This window comes from uncultured Altibacter sp. (assembly GCF_963972995.1).
Lineage (GTDB): Bacteria > Bacteroidota > Bacteroidia > Flavobacteriales > Flavobacteriaceae > Altibacter.
In genome coordinates, this window is record NZ_CAXAXI010000028.1 from 1 (window position 1) to 17,299 (window position 17,299).

Annotated in this window: 17 protein-coding genes; 6 read left to right on the forward strand and 11 right to left on the reverse strand. The window is 41.7% G+C overall.

What is annotated here, in order from left to right:
• The coding region (locus AACZ11_RS10840) for a hypothetical protein (RefSeq protein WP_290625898.1) at window positions 1–200 on the reverse strand (200 nt) is incomplete at its 3' end.
• A gap of 189 nt (window positions 201–389) precedes the next feature.
• Here AACZ11_RS10840 and AACZ11_RS10845 point away from each other — a divergent pair.
• A complete protein-coding gene (locus AACZ11_RS10845; protein ID WP_290625897.1) occupies window positions 390–929 on the forward strand; it encodes an RNA methyltransferase in 540 nt (179 codons plus the stop codon).
• On the opposite strand, the gene folK is transcribed toward AACZ11_RS10845, so the two are convergent.
• Window positions 930–2,048 (reverse strand): 2-amino-4-hydroxy-6-hydroxymethyldihydropteridine diphosphokinase, encoded by a 1,119-nt coding sequence (folK, locus tag AACZ11_RS10850; protein ID WP_290625896.1) that lies wholly within the window; start codon window positions 2,046–2,048, stop codon window positions 930–932.
• A 91-nt stretch (window positions 2,049–2,139) separates the two neighbouring features.
• On the opposite strand from folK, the gene AACZ11_RS10855 reads away from it, so the two are divergent.
• Together AACZ11_RS10855 and AACZ11_RS10860 are read left to right on the forward strand one after the other, a co-directional pair.
• Complete coding sequence (locus AACZ11_RS10855) at window positions 2,140–2,841, forward strand: queuosine precursor transporter (protein ID WP_290625895.1); 702 nt, start codon at window positions 2,140–2,142, stop codon at window positions 2,839–2,841.
• 21 nt (window positions 2,842–2,862) lie between these two features.
• Window positions 2,863–5,502, forward strand: a complete 2,640-nt coding sequence (locus tag AACZ11_RS10860; protein WP_290625894.1) for an AsmA-like C-terminal region-containing protein — start codon at window positions 2,863–2,865, stop codon at window positions 5,500–5,502.
• A gap of 2 nt (window positions 5,503–5,504) precedes the next feature.
• Here AACZ11_RS10860 and AACZ11_RS10865 read toward each other — a convergent pair whose 3' ends face one another.
• Window positions 5,505–6,299 (reverse strand): DUF2797 domain-containing protein, encoded by a 795-nt coding sequence (locus AACZ11_RS10865; RefSeq protein ID WP_290625893.1) that lies wholly within the window; start codon window positions 6,297–6,299, stop codon window positions 5,505–5,507.
• Between the two features lie 45 nt (window positions 6,300–6,344).
• Here AACZ11_RS10865 and AACZ11_RS10870 point away from each other — a divergent pair, with 45 nt between their 5' ends.
• Both AACZ11_RS10870 and AACZ11_RS10875 read left to right on the forward strand, forming a co-directional pair.
• Window positions 6,345–7,883, forward strand: coding sequence for a GH3 auxin-responsive promoter family protein (locus tag AACZ11_RS10870; protein ID WP_290625892.1), 1,539 nt, complete (start codon window positions 6,345–6,347; stop codon window positions 7,881–7,883).
• A gap of 160 nt (window positions 7,884–8,043) precedes the next feature.
• The gene (locus tag AACZ11_RS10875; RefSeq protein WP_290625891.1) at window positions 8,044–8,229 is read left to right on the forward strand and encodes a hypothetical protein; all 186 of its coding nucleotides are present in this window, start codon (window positions 8,044–8,046) and stop codon (window positions 8,227–8,229) included.
• Window positions 8,230–8,298: 69 nt separating this feature from the next.
• On the opposite strand, the gene clpX is transcribed toward AACZ11_RS10875, so the two are convergent.
• The 8 genes from clpX to AACZ11_RS10915 all read right to left on the reverse strand — a co-directional run bounded on the left by clpX (window position 8,299) and on the right by AACZ11_RS10915 (window position 16,555).
• Window positions 8,299–9,531, reverse strand: coding sequence for an ATP-dependent Clp protease ATP-binding subunit ClpX (clpX, locus tag AACZ11_RS10880; protein ID WP_290625890.1), 1,233 nt, complete (start codon window positions 9,529–9,531; stop codon window positions 8,299–8,301).
• Window positions 9,532–9,560: 29 nt separating this feature from the next.
• Entirely contained in the window at window positions 9,561–10,235 is a 675-nt protein-coding gene (gene clpP / locus AACZ11_RS10885; protein ID WP_290625889.1) for an ATP-dependent Clp endopeptidase proteolytic subunit ClpP, read from the reverse strand.
• Window positions 10,236–10,315: 80 nt separating this feature from the next.
• The gene (tig, locus tag AACZ11_RS10890; RefSeq protein WP_290625888.1) at window positions 10,316–11,635 is read right to left on the reverse strand and encodes a trigger factor; all 1,320 of its coding nucleotides are present in this window, start codon (window positions 11,633–11,635) and stop codon (window positions 10,316–10,318) included.
• Window positions 11,636–11,749: 114 nt separating this feature from the next.
• Window positions 11,750–12,094: a phage holin family protein gene (locus tag AACZ11_RS10895; RefSeq protein WP_290625887.1), complete on the reverse strand. Its 345-nt coding sequence runs from the start codon at window positions 12,092–12,094 to the stop codon at window positions 11,750–11,752.
• Window positions 12,095–12,165: 71 nt separating this feature from the next.
• A complete protein-coding gene (locus AACZ11_RS10900; RefSeq protein WP_290625886.1) occupies window positions 12,166–13,698 on the reverse strand; it encodes a G-D-S-L family lipolytic protein in 1,533 nt (510 codons plus the stop codon).
• Between the two features lie 19 nt (window positions 13,699–13,717).
• Window positions 13,718–14,968 (reverse strand): OmpP1/FadL family transporter, encoded by a 1,251-nt coding sequence (locus AACZ11_RS10905; protein WP_290625885.1) that lies wholly within the window; start codon window positions 14,966–14,968, stop codon window positions 13,718–13,720.
• A 111-nt stretch (window positions 14,969–15,079) separates the two neighbouring features.
• Window positions 15,080–15,841: an alpha/beta fold hydrolase gene (locus AACZ11_RS10910; protein ID WP_290625884.1), complete on the reverse strand. Its 762-nt coding sequence runs from the start codon at window positions 15,839–15,841 to the stop codon at window positions 15,080–15,082.
• Entirely contained in the window at window positions 15,842–16,555 is a 714-nt protein-coding gene (locus tag AACZ11_RS10915) for a pyridoxine 5'-phosphate synthase (protein WP_290625883.1), read from the reverse strand.
• A gap of 84 nt (window positions 16,556–16,639) precedes the next feature.
• On the opposite strand from AACZ11_RS10915, the gene AACZ11_RS10920 reads away from it, so the two are divergent.
• On the forward strand, window positions 16,640–17,296 hold the full coding sequence (locus AACZ11_RS10920) for an acetoin utilization protein acuB (RefSeq protein ID WP_290625882.1): 657 nt from the start codon (window positions 16,640–16,642) through the stop codon (window positions 17,294–17,296).
• Window positions 17,297–17,299 lie beyond the last annotated feature (3 nt).

Consider the following 17,299-nt stretch of genomic DNA (forward strand, 5'->3'; position numbering starts at 1 on the left):
TGGGGAAATCCCGCCAAGGCTACATCATCACCCCCATTATTACGTGCGGTCAAGGTGATATTCAAGATGCCTGCAGCTCGAACGGCATCCTCACCAAATGTTTCGTAGAAATCACCCACACGAAACAATAACAGCGCATCAGGATACTTCGCCTTGATGGTGTTGTATTGCTTCATTAAAGGGGTTACTTTTTTCGACATGGATTGGAAAATTCGAGCGACAAGGTATGTCCTTGATATTTGAACGATAAAAATAAAAAATATCCTTTGGATTCTTGAAACGAAGTAACACCATTTATCGCCATTTATCAACAACGGCCCACCATTTTCAGAATATATTTTAAAAATAAAAAACCTGTTTTTTCTACTGAAAAATTTACTTTTGAAACGATGAAACACAGAAAACTTAAGAACAGCGAACTGGATAGAATTGATGCCGAAGCTTTTAAATCGGCAGAAAAAACACCGCTTATTGTTATTCTGGATAATGTGCGCAGCCTTAACAATATTGGCGCCGTGTTTCGCACCGCCGATGCTTTTTTGATCGAAAAGATCTATCTGTGCGGGATTACCGCACAACCCCCGCACAAGGATATCCAAAAAACCGCGTTGGGAGCCACGGAGAGTGTCCCTTGGGAATATGTAGAGCACACGTTGGAAGTCGTCGAGCGTTTGCAAAAAAGGGGTGTACTTGTCGCGTCAATTGAACAAGCAGAAGCGGCTGTTTCCTTGCACGATTTTTCTCTTCAAAAAGCACTAACCTATGCGGTGATCTTTGGGAATGAAGTTAAGGGAGTCCAACAAAAAGTTGTGACCGCCAGCGATACGGTTATTGAGATCCCGCAATACGGGACAAAGCATTCGCTTAACATTTCAGTAAGTGTGGGCGTGGTTCTCTGGGATTTCTTCAGCAAGATGAAACGGCTGTAACTACGATACGATTGCCTTAAGGATGGCAAGGTAGTCCTTTCGGTTTTTGATAAAATCTAAGTTGGAAATATCAATGATCTTGATCGTATCGCTGTGCTGGGTTTTAATAAAATCCAAATAGCCTTCGTTTATTTTTTGAAGATAGGATGCTTCAATACTTTGCTCATATCTTCTGCCGCGTTTCTTGATATTCTCTAACAGGCGTTCGGTATTTTGATACAGGTAGACATACACATCGGGCTTGGGCAATTCCTTATGCATAAGATGAAAAAGTTTTTTATACAACTCAAATTCTTCTTCCTGTAGGGTCACTTTGGCAAAAATGAGCGATTTGTAGGCATCATAATCGGCAACTACACAATCTTGAAATAAATCTATTTGTTTGATGTCTTCCAATAATTGCTGATAGCGATCTGCTAAGAAGGACATTTCCAAGGGGAATGCATACCGATGTTGATCCTTGTAGAATTTGGGCAAAAAGGGATTGTCCTTAAAACGCTCTAGAATGAGCTTCGCATTAAAATCGGACGCGATCTGGGTAGCCAAACTAGTCTTACCGGCTCCGATATTTCCCTCGATGGCTATGTAATTGAATTGTGACAGATCGTACTCCTTTTTTGGATGTGTAAGCCATTTTGATTGCTTGGTGATCACACTTTTATCCGGCGTTTCAGCCAATAGTTTGATCACATTTTTTTGAAGAACGGGATGCTTCAATTTCGAATTAAGTTCTGCCAAGGGTTGTAATACAAATTTCCTGTTTGCCATCTCGGGATGCGGAATGGTCAATTTCTTGTTTCTTACTACTAGGTCATCGACAAACAATATATCAATATCGATAGGCCGGGAATGGTATCGATCCCCGGGAGATCGTTCCCTTCCCATCCTCTTTTCTATTGCCAGGACTGCTTCCATCACTTTAGCAGGGGACATGCCGGATTGAATAAGGACCACACAGTTCAAGAAAGCCTCTCCATCGAATCCCAAAGCGGGTGTTTCGTATACAGAAGAGATCTTCAAAACGGTCCCTACCTCCACAAAAATAGCGTCCACTGCTTGTTGTAAATAGTCAAAACGATTTCCAAGATTGCTCCCCAAAGAAAGATAAATGTGCTGCAACGCGTTATAGATATTGAAATGTTAACATTTAAGACGAAATTAAGGAAAAGAAAAAGACTGACCATTATATTTGTGAGTAAAGGAATAATAAGTGGCAGTACTCACGGTTAAGGATCGCTTAACAGCACAGCGTATTTATTTGATATTGGGTGCCCTATTTATTGCTTCGTTGGTCGTATCCAATCTAATTTTTCAAAAATTCTTTTATTGGGAGCTCTTTGGTTGGTACACGTTTGAAATTTCTGTAGGCATACTTCCTTATCCCGTGACATTTCTTATTACCGATATTATTAGTGAAGTGTATGGAAAAAAGAAGGCCAATCAAGTGGTGACTGCAGGAATTTTTGCTTCGTTCTTTTCTTTGTTGATCGTGTATGTGGCAAGCATCGTCCCTGCAACTTCGTGGAGCCCTATTGACGACACGTTGTTCGATCGCGTCTTTGGCGCTACGGCCGTTGCCGTCTTCGCCTCGATGATGGCCTATTTGATGGCTCAATACATTGACATTTCCATCTTCCATTTTTGGAAACGCCTTACCAAGGGAAAACACTTATGGCTTCGGAATAACTTTTCGACCTTCCTGTCGCAGTTTGTAGATACATTCACTGTTCTTTTCCTCCTGTGTAGTTTCGGAAAAATTGATTGGGCTCTTTTTGGTGCCCTTTTATTGAGCGGCTTCCTGTTCAAGGTGATCGTTGCGGCACTGGACACTCCGTTACTCTATGCTGCCGTGTATGTGTTCAGAAAGCGATTCAGATTAAAAGAAGGAGAAGAATTACAAGAGATTGAATAATAAAAATTAGTATTAATTTATATGAAAAAGGTTTTAAAGATCATAGGAATATTTTTAGGGATTGTACTCCTGTTATTGGCGCTCTCACCCCTATTCTTTGAAAGCACTATGGAAAAATTGGTAAAAAAGACCATTGATAACAATCTTAACGCCGATGTGGCGTGGGGAGATTTCGATTTGAGCCTTTTCCGAAGCTTCCCGGACGCAGCGCTCACCATAAAGGATTTTAGTGTGGTGAACCGAGCTCCGTTTGCAGGCGACACCCTAGCCAGTGGTGAACTGCTCAAACTGAATATGGGAATCACTCAGCTTTTTAAAAGTGGTGACGATCCTATTATCGTGGATGCGCTGTATTTTGAAAATGCATTCGTCAACATTCGGGTCGATTCTACGGGACAGACCAACTACGACATTGCTATAAAATCTGATGCACCCCTTACCGATGATTCTGAAGCCAACAATGGCTTTATCTTCGACCTGAAACGCTATGAACTGAAGGATGCTCGCATCAACTATTTGGATGAAAAGACAAAAACCTTTATCAGACTTACGAATGTGAACCATACAGGAACAGGGGACTTCTCATTGGCCCAATCGGAATTGGACACCGAGACGACTGCTTTGGTATCCTTGCAGATCGAAGACATTGAATATTTAAGTGCGAACGAGGTTGCTTTGGATGCCGTCTTCCAGATGGATCTCGAGAATCAAAAATATACCTTCTTGGAAAATGAAGCGCGCATTAATGCGTTACCGCTTACTTTCAACGGATTTGTACAAGTGAACGAAACGAACAATGAAATCGATCTTACTTTTAAGACCCCTTCCTCCGATTTCAAGAATTTTCTGGCTGTAATTCCCAAGACCTATGTCAAAGAGCTTGACGGCGTGACCACCACCGGTAATTTTACTGTGGATGGGATGCTGAAAGGAGTTGTAGACGACACCTTTATCCCGAAGATGGATATTAAGATCGCCAGCGACAACGCTTCCTTTAAATATCCCGACCTGCCTAAAGCGGTACAGAATATTTCTATAGATGCCCGACTTCAGAACGATACCGGGCTTCTCAAGGACACCTATCTCACTATTGGCGGACTAAGCTTTAGAATTGACGATGAACTTTTCACTGCCAACGGAAGCATTCGGAACTTGACAGAAAATGCGCTTGTCAATCTTGCCTTAAAGGGAACCTTAAACCTTGCAAATATTGAAAAGGTACTTCCTGTGGAGATGGAACAAGAGCTTAGTGGCATCTTTAAAGCAGACGTGACCACAAATTTCGACATGAATTCTGTGGAGAACGAACAGTACCAAAACATAAAGAGCCAAGGAACCGCCAGCCTTACTAATTTTGCCTATACCGACAGTGGATTTAAGAATCCCATTAAGATCACCAATGCAAATTTGGCGTTCACTCCAGGCAATATTCAGCTAAAAGGGCTTTCGGCCACTTCGGGAGAAACAGACATTCAGGCGTCCGGGACGATACAAAACCTGATCCCTTTCCTTATGTCTAAGCAAGACTTGAAAGGACGTTTCAACCTTCGGTCCAACACTTTCAATTTAAACGATTTTATGAGTGCCGAAACCACCGCTTCAGAAGGCGCTACAAAAGCTTCCGAAGCAACCACAACGAAGGAGACCATTAAGATACCCGACTTTCTCGATGCTACCTTGGACTTTTCAGCAACAAAATTAATCTACGACAACCTTACCCTCGATAATGCCAAAGGGACCTTGCGGATACAGGAGGAAACGGCAACTATTAACAACGTGACTACCTCGCTCTTTGGAGGGAACATCGCATTGTCCGGAAATGTGTCCACCAAAGGTACCACACCCACCTTTGCGATGAACCTTGATCTCAACAAGATCGATATTGCGCAATCGTTTGGCCAATTAAAAATGTTGGAATTCTTTGCGCCCATCGCTCGCGCCCTTGAGGGTGATTTAAACACCAATATTAAGCTTAACGGAAATTTAAACAGTAACCTTACGCCTGTACTTACAAGCTTGGTAGGGGATGCGTTTGCTCAAATCATTACTGCCGAAGTGAATCCGCAACAAGCACCGCTACTGTCAAAGCTGGGAGAAAAAATATCCTTTCTGAACCTGGACCGGTTAAGTCTGCGCGATCTAAGCACAGCCCTTACATTCAATAACGGAAAGATCCAAGTAAAACCTTTTGATTTCGATATTAAAGGAATAAAAGTGACCGCGGCAGGAAGCCATGGATTAGACAAGACCATCGATTACGATCTTACCTTAGATGTTCCTGCACGCTATTTAGGTGGTGACGTAGCCAAACTCTTGGCCAAATTAGATCCCAAGGATGCCGAAACTACTACCGTTGCAGTACCGGTAGGTCTTAATGGTACGTTTACAAGTCCGCAGATCTCTTTAAACACCGAAGCAGCCGTTAAAACACTTACCCAAAAACTTATAGAAAAGCAGAAACAAGACCTAAAAGATAAAGGAACTGACATTTTAAGGGATATCGTAGGCGGCGGTGCTACACCAAAGGATTCTTCAGCAACGGGAGGTACAACGACCCCGAAAACCACCACTCAGGAAACAACTCAGGTTGTTAAGGATATATTGGGTGGCATCTTTGGCGGAGGGAAAAAGAAAAAAGATTCTATTAACGGAAGCAATTAACCCTACTGAACACCAATAGACACAACATACCCCTCGCTCCCGCGAACATTGAAAACCGTGTTATCCTCAAATAGTAAGTATTGCCCTTTGATTCCCTTGAGCACTCCTTCAAAATAAGGTGATTTTTCAAGATTTAGACTGTTTAATTTTGTTGGGTATTGCAAGACGGGAAATTCCAAATTCGTCTCCGTATTGCTTTCAATAAAATATTCGGCGGCTTCGGCAGGAATGAAGGGTCGTAGTTTATTACGCCATGCTACCAGATCCTCGTCTGTAACTTCGTTCTTAAGCATCGTACGCCAATTGGTCTTGTCGGATATATGATCTTTTAACGCCACTTCGGTGATCCCTGCCAAATACCGATTTGGAACCTCAACGATCTCGATAGCCTCATGTGCCCCTTGATCAATCCACCGAGTAGGTATCTGACTTTTTCGTGTCACTCCCACTTTTACAGAGCTGCTGTTGGCCAAGTAGACCACGTGGGGCTGTAATTGCACTTTCCTTTCATAGGCCAGATCACGATCCTCCTTGTCCAGATGTGCTGTACTCAATTCGGGGCGCATCACCCAATCTGCGGCTTGCGGGATCGCGTAAAAACAGTCGTAACAAAACCCTTGTCGGAATATTTTTTTTTCCAATTCACAATTTAGACATTGGTATCTCAAAAAATTAATAGAAATTGTTTTGTCGAGTAACTGATTGACATTTAGGAAATCATTCTCAAAAACTAGATAATACTGAATGGGAGAACCATTTTCAGTCTGCATTTTTGTTAAGACACCTTCGTAGTTCATTGGAGGAAAATTGTTATTTTTATTGCATAAAGATAGGCCAAATATATGCCAATACCCATAGTAAATTCTATTGCATCCTGGTTTTTGAAGAAGCGATTTCATCAAATCGAGCTCTTTTTGAAATACCCTATCGATGTACAGAATGAGCTATTGTTTGCTTTACTTCAGAAAGCGAAATATACTGAAATTGGTACTAAATATGATTTTGACAGTATCCGTACGTATCGTGAGTTTGCCAGTAGAATACCGGTAACCACATACGAAGAGAATGAGCCGCTTATACAACGTGCTCGAAAGGGAGAAAGTAATATTTTTTGGCCTACGCCCATAAAATGGTTCGCAAAGTCCAGTGGTACCACAAACGCAAAAAGTAAGTTCATTCCCGTGAGCAGTGATTCCCTTGAAAACTGTCACTATGCAGCAAGTAAGGATCTACTATGCATGTATCTCAATAACAATCCACAATCCCAACTATTCTTAGGAAAGAGTTTACGACTGGGCGGAAGCAAAGAGCTCTACGAAGAAAATGGTACCGTGTTTGGGGATCTTTCTGCCATTCTAATCGATAATATGCCATTTTGGGCAGAATTTAGCAGTACTCCAAGCAACGATGTTTCCTTGATGAGTGATTGGGAAGTCAAAATGCAGGCTATTGTGAATGAGACCATCCATGAGAATGTAACCAGCTTGGCGGGTGTTCCTTCTTGGATGTTGGTTTTGTTGAACAATGTCATGGAAACCACCGGAAAAGCCAATCTTTTTGAAGTATGGCCAAATTTAGAGGTCTATTTTCATGGCGGCGTAAGTTTCGACCCCTATATTGAACAATACAATAAATTATTGCCTAAGGATTCCTTTCGATATTATGAGATCTATAATGCTTCGGAAGGGTTCTTCGCTATTCAGGACCGGAATGCCAACAAAGAATTACTGCTCATGCTCGATTACGGTATCTTCTACGAATTTATTCCCATGGATTCCTACGGTTCTCCCGAAGAGCGAATCATTCCGCTTAGTGAAGTAGAAGAAGGGGTAAATTATGCTATAGTGATTACCACCAATGCAGGTCTCTGGCGATACAAGATTGGAGATACCGTACGTTTTACCAGCACCAATCCGTTCAGAATAAAAGTAACAGGACGCACCAAGCACCATATCAATGCTTTCGGAGAAGAATTGATCATTGAAAATGCCGAGGCGGCACTTCGAAAGACCACACTTCTCACCAATACCGAGATCGTTGATTATACAGTAGCCCCTATCTTTATGAATGGAAAAGAAAAAGGAGCACACGAATGGATCATCGAGTTTAAGACTCCGCCATCTGATTTCACTAATTTCTCAAGACTTCTGGATCAATCCTTACAAGAGGTAAATAGTGATTATGAAGCAAAACGATTCAACAATACCACTTTGAAGGAGCCAACCATACACTGCGCCAGGGAACGGCTCTTTTACGACTGGCTGAAACAAAAAAACAAGTTAGGGGGCCAACACAAAGTACCGCGCTTATCAAATTCACGGGTATACGTAGAAGAGTTGTTGTCCTTGAATCAACTTAGGGGCACATCCAGTGCCGTATAGGTATCTTACGCCATAATACATCTTGTATCAAAATAGATTTCCTTTTTTATACGGTACAAAAATGCACTTCAACGAATTTCTCGTGCATTCAACTAAAAGTTTTGGTAGTCCTTTTCTTACTTCGTAGGTTTGACCCATAAAAATTTCATAGTTGGGGCTAATGAAAAGAATTATTTACATAAGTTGTATCGTATTGTTTTGTGGCGTTATTTCTTCCTGTGGAACAACACAAGGGTTGCGCAAGGACAGTATGGAGGTTGCGGGCTATACGCTAAAGGACAAAGCGGAATTGATGCAACAAAAAATATTGAACACCAAACATAAGACAGTGATTGTGATTCCTTAGTTTTTGGGATCCAAAAAAAAAAAAAGCCTCTATTTTTAGTAGAGGCTTTTTTGGTTTATCAGGTCAACGTTACGAAACAGCTTTTAGTTTCTTTATTGTTGATTTACTTAATTTTTCCTGTGCATATTCCTTGGTGACATTCAGGGTTTTATCATCGGTGCTGGGTAGTTCGTACATAGCATCGGTGAGAACCGCTTCGCACAAAGAGCGCAGACCTCGCGCTCCCAATTTGTATTCAATAGCTTGCTCCACAATAAAATCAAGTGCTTCCTGAGTGATTACAAAATCAATCCCATCCATTTCAAACAACTTCTTATATTGTTTGATGATGGCATTTTTAGGTTCTGTTAGAATCGCTCGTAAAGTCCCTTTATCCAAAGGATCCATATAGGTCAATACAGGAAGACGCCCTATGATCTCCGGGATCAAGCCGAAATCCTTCAAGTCCTTCGGGATAATATATCGCAGCATATTGTCTCGCTGCAGGAAATCTTCCTTTTTGGAAGCACTAAAACCTACCGCTTGCATGTTCAAACGTTTGGAAATATGACGCTCAATACCGTCGAACGCACCCCCTGCGATGAACAGGATGTTCTCGGTATCCACTTCAATAAATTTCTGGTCGGGATGCTTCCTGCCTCCTTTGGGAGGAACATTCACGGTGGTTCCTTCCAGTAATTTTAAGAGTGCTTGCTGCACTCCTTCTCCACTTACATCGCGCGTGATGGAAGGATTATCACTTTTTCGGGCTATTTTATCGATCTCATCGATAAACACAATCCCGTTTTGTGCTTTCTCTACGTTGTAATCGGCTGCCTGAAGCAATCGCGTTAAGATACTTTCTACATCTTCACCCACATAACCCGCTTCGGTAAGAACGGTAGCATCAACAATTGCTAAAGGAACGTTCAGCATTCGAGCAATGGTTTTCGCCACAAGTGTCTTTCCGGTCCCGGTCTGGCCTACTATTATAATATTACTTTTTTGAATTTCAATATCATCATCGGTCTTTGGCTGCAACAATCGTTTGTAATGATTGTAAACTGCAACAGACATTACTTTCTTCGTGTGTTCCTGCCCAATAACATAATCATCTAAAAATTCCTTGATGAGTTTCGGCTTTTTAAGCATCAACTCTTTACTAAGCTCACTATTAGTAGAATGTAACGCTTCCTCAACCACAATACCGTGTGCCTGCTCAATACAGCGATCGCATATATGGGCATCCAATCCTGCAATTAACAGATTGGTTTCGGCCTTTTTCCTGCCACAAAACGAACATTCTAGATCTTCTTTCGACATATTTATTATTTCTTGTTCTTAAACTGAAATTATCCCCTAGAGAGAATTTCATCGATCATACCATATTCCAAGGCCTTATCGGCTTTCATCCAATAATCCCGGTCACTGTCTCCATAGACCTTTTCGTAGGTCTGTCCGGTATGTTTTGCAATGATATTATACAATTCCTTTTTAAGAGCGATGATCTCCTTGGCAGTGATTTCAATATCGCTTGCCTGTCCTTGGGCTCCGCCCATGGGCTGGTGGATCATGACACGTGAATGTGTAAGACCGCTGCGTTTGCCTTTTTCTCCCGCACACAGCAGTACAGCTGCCATAGAGGCCGCCATGCCTGTACAAATGGTAGCTACATCGGGTTTAATGAACTGCATGGTATCGTAGATACCCAATCCTGCGTACACACTACCACCGGGAGAGTTAATATATATTTGAATGTCCTTAGAAGCATCGGTGCTTTCTAAAAATAATAATTGTGCTTGTACAATATTGGCCACTTGATCATTGATTCCTGTTCCCAAGAAGATAATGCGGTCCATCATTAAGCGTGAAAAAACGTCCATTGCAACAGCATTCATTTGACGTTCCTCAATGATATTAGGTGTTAGACCTACCGGCATCATGCTGCTCACGATCTTGTCGTAATACATACTGTTGATACCTTGATCTTTTATGGCAAATTTTTCGAATTCTTTTCCGTAGTTCATAAATACTTTTTCTTTTTCTGAAATAAAAAAGCGTTGAATGATTCCATTCAACGCCTAAATATAACTATTTTCTCGTTGAATTACTCGTATGCTTCTTTAATGAACGCATCATAGGTCACTTCCTTGGTCTTCAGTTTTGCATTTTCCTTAAAGAACTGAAGTAACTTATTGGTATTCAATTGCTCGCTCATTCGTTTTACCTCTTCTTCATTTGAAAGAATTCGCGCCGCGATGTTGTCTAATTCTTCTTCTGAAGGGTTTGTTTGTCCAAACTGAGCCATTTGAGCTTTAATCATGTTCTTTGCATAGTCCTTTAACTCATCAAACGTTACTTGAAGATTGTGTTCAGCGCGTAATTTTCCTTCGATCAATTGGTAACGTAATCCTTTTTCACTTCGCTCATATTCAGCTTTCGCCGCCTCTTCGGTCATTGGCTTTTCTCCTGAAACTTGGATCCAGCGCTGTAAGAATTGATCCGGTAGATCGAACTTGGTATGCTCGATAAGTGACTCTACGACATCATTCAATAATTTTTGATCACTTTGTTGCTCAAATTGTTTTTCGGCATCCTCCTTTATCTTCTGTTTTAATTCCTTTTCCGAAGTGACGACCCCTTCACCAAATAACTTATCGAACAGCTCTTGATTGAGTTCTCCCAGCTCGCGGGTGTTAATTTCTTCTATATTAAAAGAAACCTCAACGTCAAGACCATGAGCCTCGTCGTGTGATACCCCAAAATATTTCTGATTGTCATGGTCGTCTGCGAACATCCCCTTAGTCTTCAATACCACCTCATCACCAACTTTAGCTCCCAACAACGCTTTTGCCTGTGTTTTCCCTGCGATATGATCCAATTCCAACGTTATTCTTTTGTCGATGCCTTTTTCAGCATTTTTAAAAGACCCTGTAATTTCGTCTCCTTTAGCAACAGTATCTTTCGAGACCAATTTTCCGTATTGTTTACGAATAGTTTTTACTTGGTTGTTCAAAAATGCCTCGTCTGCAATCACCTTATAGCTAGTAATAGCTTTTTTAGTTACATCAACATCAAATTCCGGAGCAAGACCTAGGTCAAATTGAAAGGTAAAATCGTCGGAGGTCCAATCGATCTCAGCCTCATTCTTAGGAAGCGGATTACCTAACACGTCGAGTTTCTCTTCCGTAAGGAATTTATGCAAAGAATCTTGAAGGATCTTGTTCACTTCTTCCACCAAGACAGCAGTACCGTATTGTTTTTTTACCATACCCATAGGAACGTGTCCTTTTCTAAATCCCGGAATATTGGCATTCTTTCGATAGTTATCCAACACTTTGTGGACTTTTGCCGAATAATCCTCTTTCGCTATTTCTACGGTTACTACCGCATTTAGGCTATCAATCTCTTTTTTTGTAATATTCATTTTTCTGAAAATATGTTCCGTATAACGTCTCTTGCATCCTTCTTTTGAAGGCGGGTGCAAAAGTACGATATTTAATGAAATGCAACAAGCTTTTAACGACTGTAAAACAGCAGCTTATTTTTCCGCATCGAGCATTGAGAATAAGATAGACTGTAAGAATGAGAGAAGCAGACTGAACAAGAGCGCCCACCATATAGAAGACACGGCGAAACCAGCTACAAAATAATCGGCCATCAATATAATAAGTGCATTGATAATTAAAAGGAAAAGACCAAGGGTTAAGATCGTGACGGGAAGGGTAAGAATCACCAATATAGGTTTGACGATAAATCGCAAAAGCGCCAATACTACGGCGACAATTATGGCAGAGATAAAACCATCTACTGCCACACCTGGTAACACATAAGCCAATATAACCACAGCTACCGCCGTTAGTAAAAGTCGTAGTATAAATTTCATGATTCCTTTTTTATAAAGATAAAAAAACCACCCTAAATTTGGGTGGTTTTAACAAATCTTATGTGGTACACTTAATTATTTGTTACCGTTACTGTTCCATAGTTTCCTATGTTCACTTGAGGAATGGTCGCTCCATACTTTCTATTGATCGCGTTGATCATCAAATTGGCTGTATAAGCGTACCCTCTTGGAGTAGGGTGCACTCCGTCCAAAGAAAAGGCGCCTCCTGTTACATAGGTGGATGTTAGGACACCTGCATCGTAAGCAACTCCGGTTGCCGCTACTTGCGCAAGGGCAGCTCTGGCATCTACAAAAGCCAGATCATTTGCATTTGCCAGCCCTTCGATAACAGCATTGTACGCGGTAGAAGCCGCAGAAACACGTCCTTGCTCCACTGCAGTTAATACAAATTGATCTCCCAGTGGGATGGATACGCCTATTACGCCTAAAGGATTGTTAGGATCGGGTGTAGTTCCCAACACAGAAGATGCAGGAAGTACAACCAGGTCGTTGTCGTTTGCTTGGCGTAATTGACCTAACAATCCTGCGGTAGCAGGGTCTAGGTTAAAAGGTGGTCCTTGTAAAATTCCACTTATATCGGTAAGGTCATCATCCATGATGATAGGATAGTTTACTCCCGCTACAAAGTTTATTTGTCGCAATGCCGCTTCTTCAGCAGTGATTACTCCGGCACCAACCAATCCGGGAAGTACTGCAGTATTATACAAGCCAAATTGTGCATTTACAGCTCCGGCAGTGGCGGCATCCAAAGGAATGGCCCGCACAGGAACAGTGGTAAAATAAGGAATAGATGTTACATCCGGAATATTGACCAATACGCCTCCTGTGCTTGAAGCCATTAATGCATCTACTTGTGCACTATAGGAAGCAGCAAATACATTAGGGTCTGTAATATCTTGACTGCCATAGGTAGTAGGATCAAGATTTCCTGTTTGGTCTATTCCCGAACCTCCGGAGGTAGCATAACTCAAGATATCGTTATTTCCTATCCAAAGCGTAAAGAATGTTGGGTTGAGCGATGCCGCATCACCTATCACGCTTGCATTTGCGCTAGTGGCAAAACGTGCATAATACGGGTTGGCAGCTCCCGATGCTATCCCTGCAGGGTTTCCATACCCTTGGGCATTCAAATGAAAACTCTTCGCTCCAGGCACCCCCATATTGTTAAATGGTCCTGTGGCACTCGTGGTTACCTCTGTAGTGGGAGTTCCGTCCAAAACTACAGGTCCCGGGTTTCCATTTGCGTCAACGGACAGCACCAAGCGATTTGGCTGAATTTGGTTTCCGCTTAACAATAGTCCACCCAAATTATCTGACATAAGCGGCTGAGTAAAATCACCCCCACCGGCTAACGCAAATTGCTGGGCCATGATATTTGGATACGAATTCTCCTGTCCTGTAATATACAGCGCTCCATCTGCGTACCCCGCAGTTAAAGAGTTTCCTACTGCTACATAGTTTGAAAGATTCGCGCTACCGCTACTGTAAAATCCTTCTGAATCAACCGGAGTATCGAACTCTGGCTCACAGCTTACAAACCCGATAGCAAGTAAGCCAATACATATTTTTAGTGTGTTTTTCATCTTTTCTGAATTTTTTCAATTACATTTTATACGTTACACCCAATCCCGGAATAAACGCATTGGATTTATAGCGCCCGCTAAAGGGAGCTGCCTGTCCATTTTCAAAATAGAAGTCGTATGAAGCATCCACTTCTTTGAAATGAAGGTACAAGAAAGAAGCATCTACTTGGAAGCTGTCACCTACGTTAAACGTAAGTCCGGCAGTATACCCGTTGCTATCGTTACGTGGTGTTTCGGGAGCAAAGTACCCTTCACGTACCGGTGACTCATCAAAATAGTACCCTGCACGCAAAGTGAACATATCGGTAGCCTCGTATTGAAGTCCGAAACGATAGGTTGACGCATTCTTGTAATTTCTTAGGTTGCGAGAATCCGGAACATTTTCATTCGCAAAATCAATGTCCAACGACTCGTATACATCCCAAAAAGCTCTGTTAAAATCGAATGCAAACAACCACTTATCACAAAACTCGTAGGAGATTCCTACTGTCATTTCTGCAGGCAATGGCAAGGTAGCATCGAAGGTAGTGTCTTGAAACGGAGTTAGTGGCGAGTTAGGTATGTTCTCGAAATCTGCTTCACCGCCTTCGGCATTCAGTTTTATTTGAGAACGGTAGTTTGCCCCCAAGGTTAGGTCTTCGCTTAGTTTGAACATAGCTCCTGCGGTCCATCCCCAGTTGCTAATTCCCGAAGCATCAATGGTCACCTCGGCTCTGTTTCCGTCCAAATCAGTAAGCGTTCTGTTCAGGTTACGGTTAAAGTTCACCGAACCGGTTACATAAATAGGACCTCCACCAATACTTAGGTAATCCCCTATCTTGAATGAAATGGTTGGCTGAATAAAGATCGCCTGCAAGTCGATGTTGTTTACCAAGTGCGATCCTGCCCAATCATCTTCATACGATACGGTACTTCCAAAAGGGGTATACACTCCTATACCAAAAGCCAACCAATCATTGGCCTGATAGGATGCATATAAATAAAGCGGAGTTCCTGTTGGACTGTCGGTCACAGCAGATTCACCGGTCATTTCGTTCTGATAAGCTACATTCGAGAACACGCCGCTTACCCCGGCAGAAATATTCAATTTGTTCTCTAGGTGGACCAACCCTGCAGGGTTGAAAAACACAAGTTCACTGCTATTGATAACAGCGACACCTGTATGTCCCATAGCCAAGGATTTTTGTCCCTGCAAACTCACACGGTATCCTCCGGCATACGTTATTGCTGTTCCTAGTACAAAAACAGCAAGTAGTACTACTTTCTTCATAATATTTAAGTTAGATTAAAGTTTTGGTTTTATGGATGGTTTTAAAATTACGCAATATTAACGGGCTTTTATAGAATATTATGCATACATAATAAAACTCTCATTGCAATGTTATAAAAAATCTATCACTTTTTTATAAAATTCCGAAGGATTTTCGGCGTGCAGCCAATGTCCTGCGTTTTTTACACTCTCAATAACGGCCTTCGGAAAATGTTTCTTTATTTCAATTTCGTCAAGTTGTTCGATATAACCAGAATTCTCGCCCTTTAAGAATAGCGTGTCCTTAGAAAAGATTGCCGATTCCTCCAAAGCTTTTCCAACTTCGTCAATCTCTTTTGTAAGGACAGGCAAATTCATACGCAACGCCAATTGTCCTTTCTCCTTCCAATAGAGATTCTTCAATAAGAACTGCCGTGTTCCTGCATCTTTTATATATACTGAAAGCACGTCCTCTGCTTCTCCTCGCGACTTAATTTCAGAAAAATCCAAACTGCTCAATGCTTTTAAAATATCCTGATGGTGTTGCGGATAGGCTTTGGGAGCGATGTCTGCCACAATCAACTTTCGCACTTTTTCGGGATAGGCGGTTGCAAAATGCATCGCAGTCTTCCCTCCCATGGAATGTCCCAATAAGATGATCTCATCAAGCTGGTGTTCCTCGCAGTATTGTTTGAGGTCTTTGGCCATAAGCTCGTAGGAGAATGCAGGGTCATGAAAACTACGACCATGATTGCGCTGGTCCACGAGATGTACTTCAAAGCCAGCTTCTGAAAATTGAGTACCTAATGTCTTCCAATTGTCACCACTGCCTAAAAAACCGTGTAAAATCACCAAGGGAGTTCCTGTGCCTACTATGTGTGAATATAACCCCATTTACCTTAATTTTTGAAGGTATGTCGCAATTACACTTTCCAGCCCCTCGTAGAGCGCTTCACAAATTAACGCATGCCCAATGGAAACCTCTAGAAGATGTGGCACTTGTTCTTTAAAATACCGAATATTATCCAATGACAGGTCATGCCCGGCATTTACACCTATCCCTAATTGATGCGCTAAAACGGCACAATCCACGTAGGGGCGGACCGCTTGTTTATTTCCAAGTGCATATTGTTTCGCAAATTCTTCGGTGTACAATTCGATACGATCGGTGCCTGTATGAAAAGCCCCTTCTACCATTTTTAATTCCGGATCTACAAAAATGGAGGTCCGGATATTGTTTCTTTTACATTCTGAAATGATCTCGACAAGAAAGTCTTTATGCGTAATAGTATCCCACCCCGCATTGGACGTAATAGCATCCACCGCATCGGGTACAAGGGTGACTTGTGTGGGTTGGATCTCCAATACCATTTCCAAAAATGAATCGATAGGATTTCCCTCAATGTTGTATTCGGTAGTGACCACAGGTTTCAGGTCGTAAGCATCTTGATACCGAATGTGCCGCTCGTCTGGCCTTGGATGGATGGTAACCCCTTGTGCGCCAAATTTCTGCACATCCTTAGCCACCTGAATCACATTAGGCACATTCCCTCCACGGGAGTTGCGAAGGGTGGCAATTTTATTAATGTTTACACTTAATTTCGTCATGTTTCAGCTTTGATCACACAAAAATACAAAGTTGAGGCTCGGTTTTGCGTCTATATTTTAAGTAATTTGCATAAAAATTTGCCATTGGACACACGAAATTACATTATTAACGATATTCAGCCTTTTTCCATTACTTCAGAAATTAAGGAGGTTCAGCTTGCCTTCAATCAGCTTACATATACCCATATTCCGGTAGCGCGTGACGGCACGTATTTGGGGTGCTTAAGTGAAACCGACGCCCACTGTTTTGACGGCACAAAATCTATACATGAATATGCTTATGCAGTTGAGGGATTCTACGTTCGTGACAATACCAATTGGTTGGATATTCTGGAAGCGTTTGCCTTGCATAACAGCAATATTATGCCTGTATTAGGAAAGAACAATGAATATTTAGGGTATTACGAGCTAGGAGATATCCTCAATCTGTTTAATGACACGCCTTTTTTAAATGAAGCCGGAGGCATAATAGTAGTAGAAAAGGGCATACGAGATTATTCGTTTAGTGAGATCTGCCAGATCGTGGAATCCAACGACACAAAAATCTTAGGTGCATTTGTATCAAAAATGGAGAACGAAATGGTACAGGTTACCATTAAAATTGGACATACAGGAATGAATTCCATTGTCCAGACCTTTCGAAGATACAATTATGAAGTGGTTTCCAGTCATGACGAGGATGCTTTTCTCGAAGATCTAAAAGAACGATCGGATTACCTTAATAAATACCTAAACATGTAATGA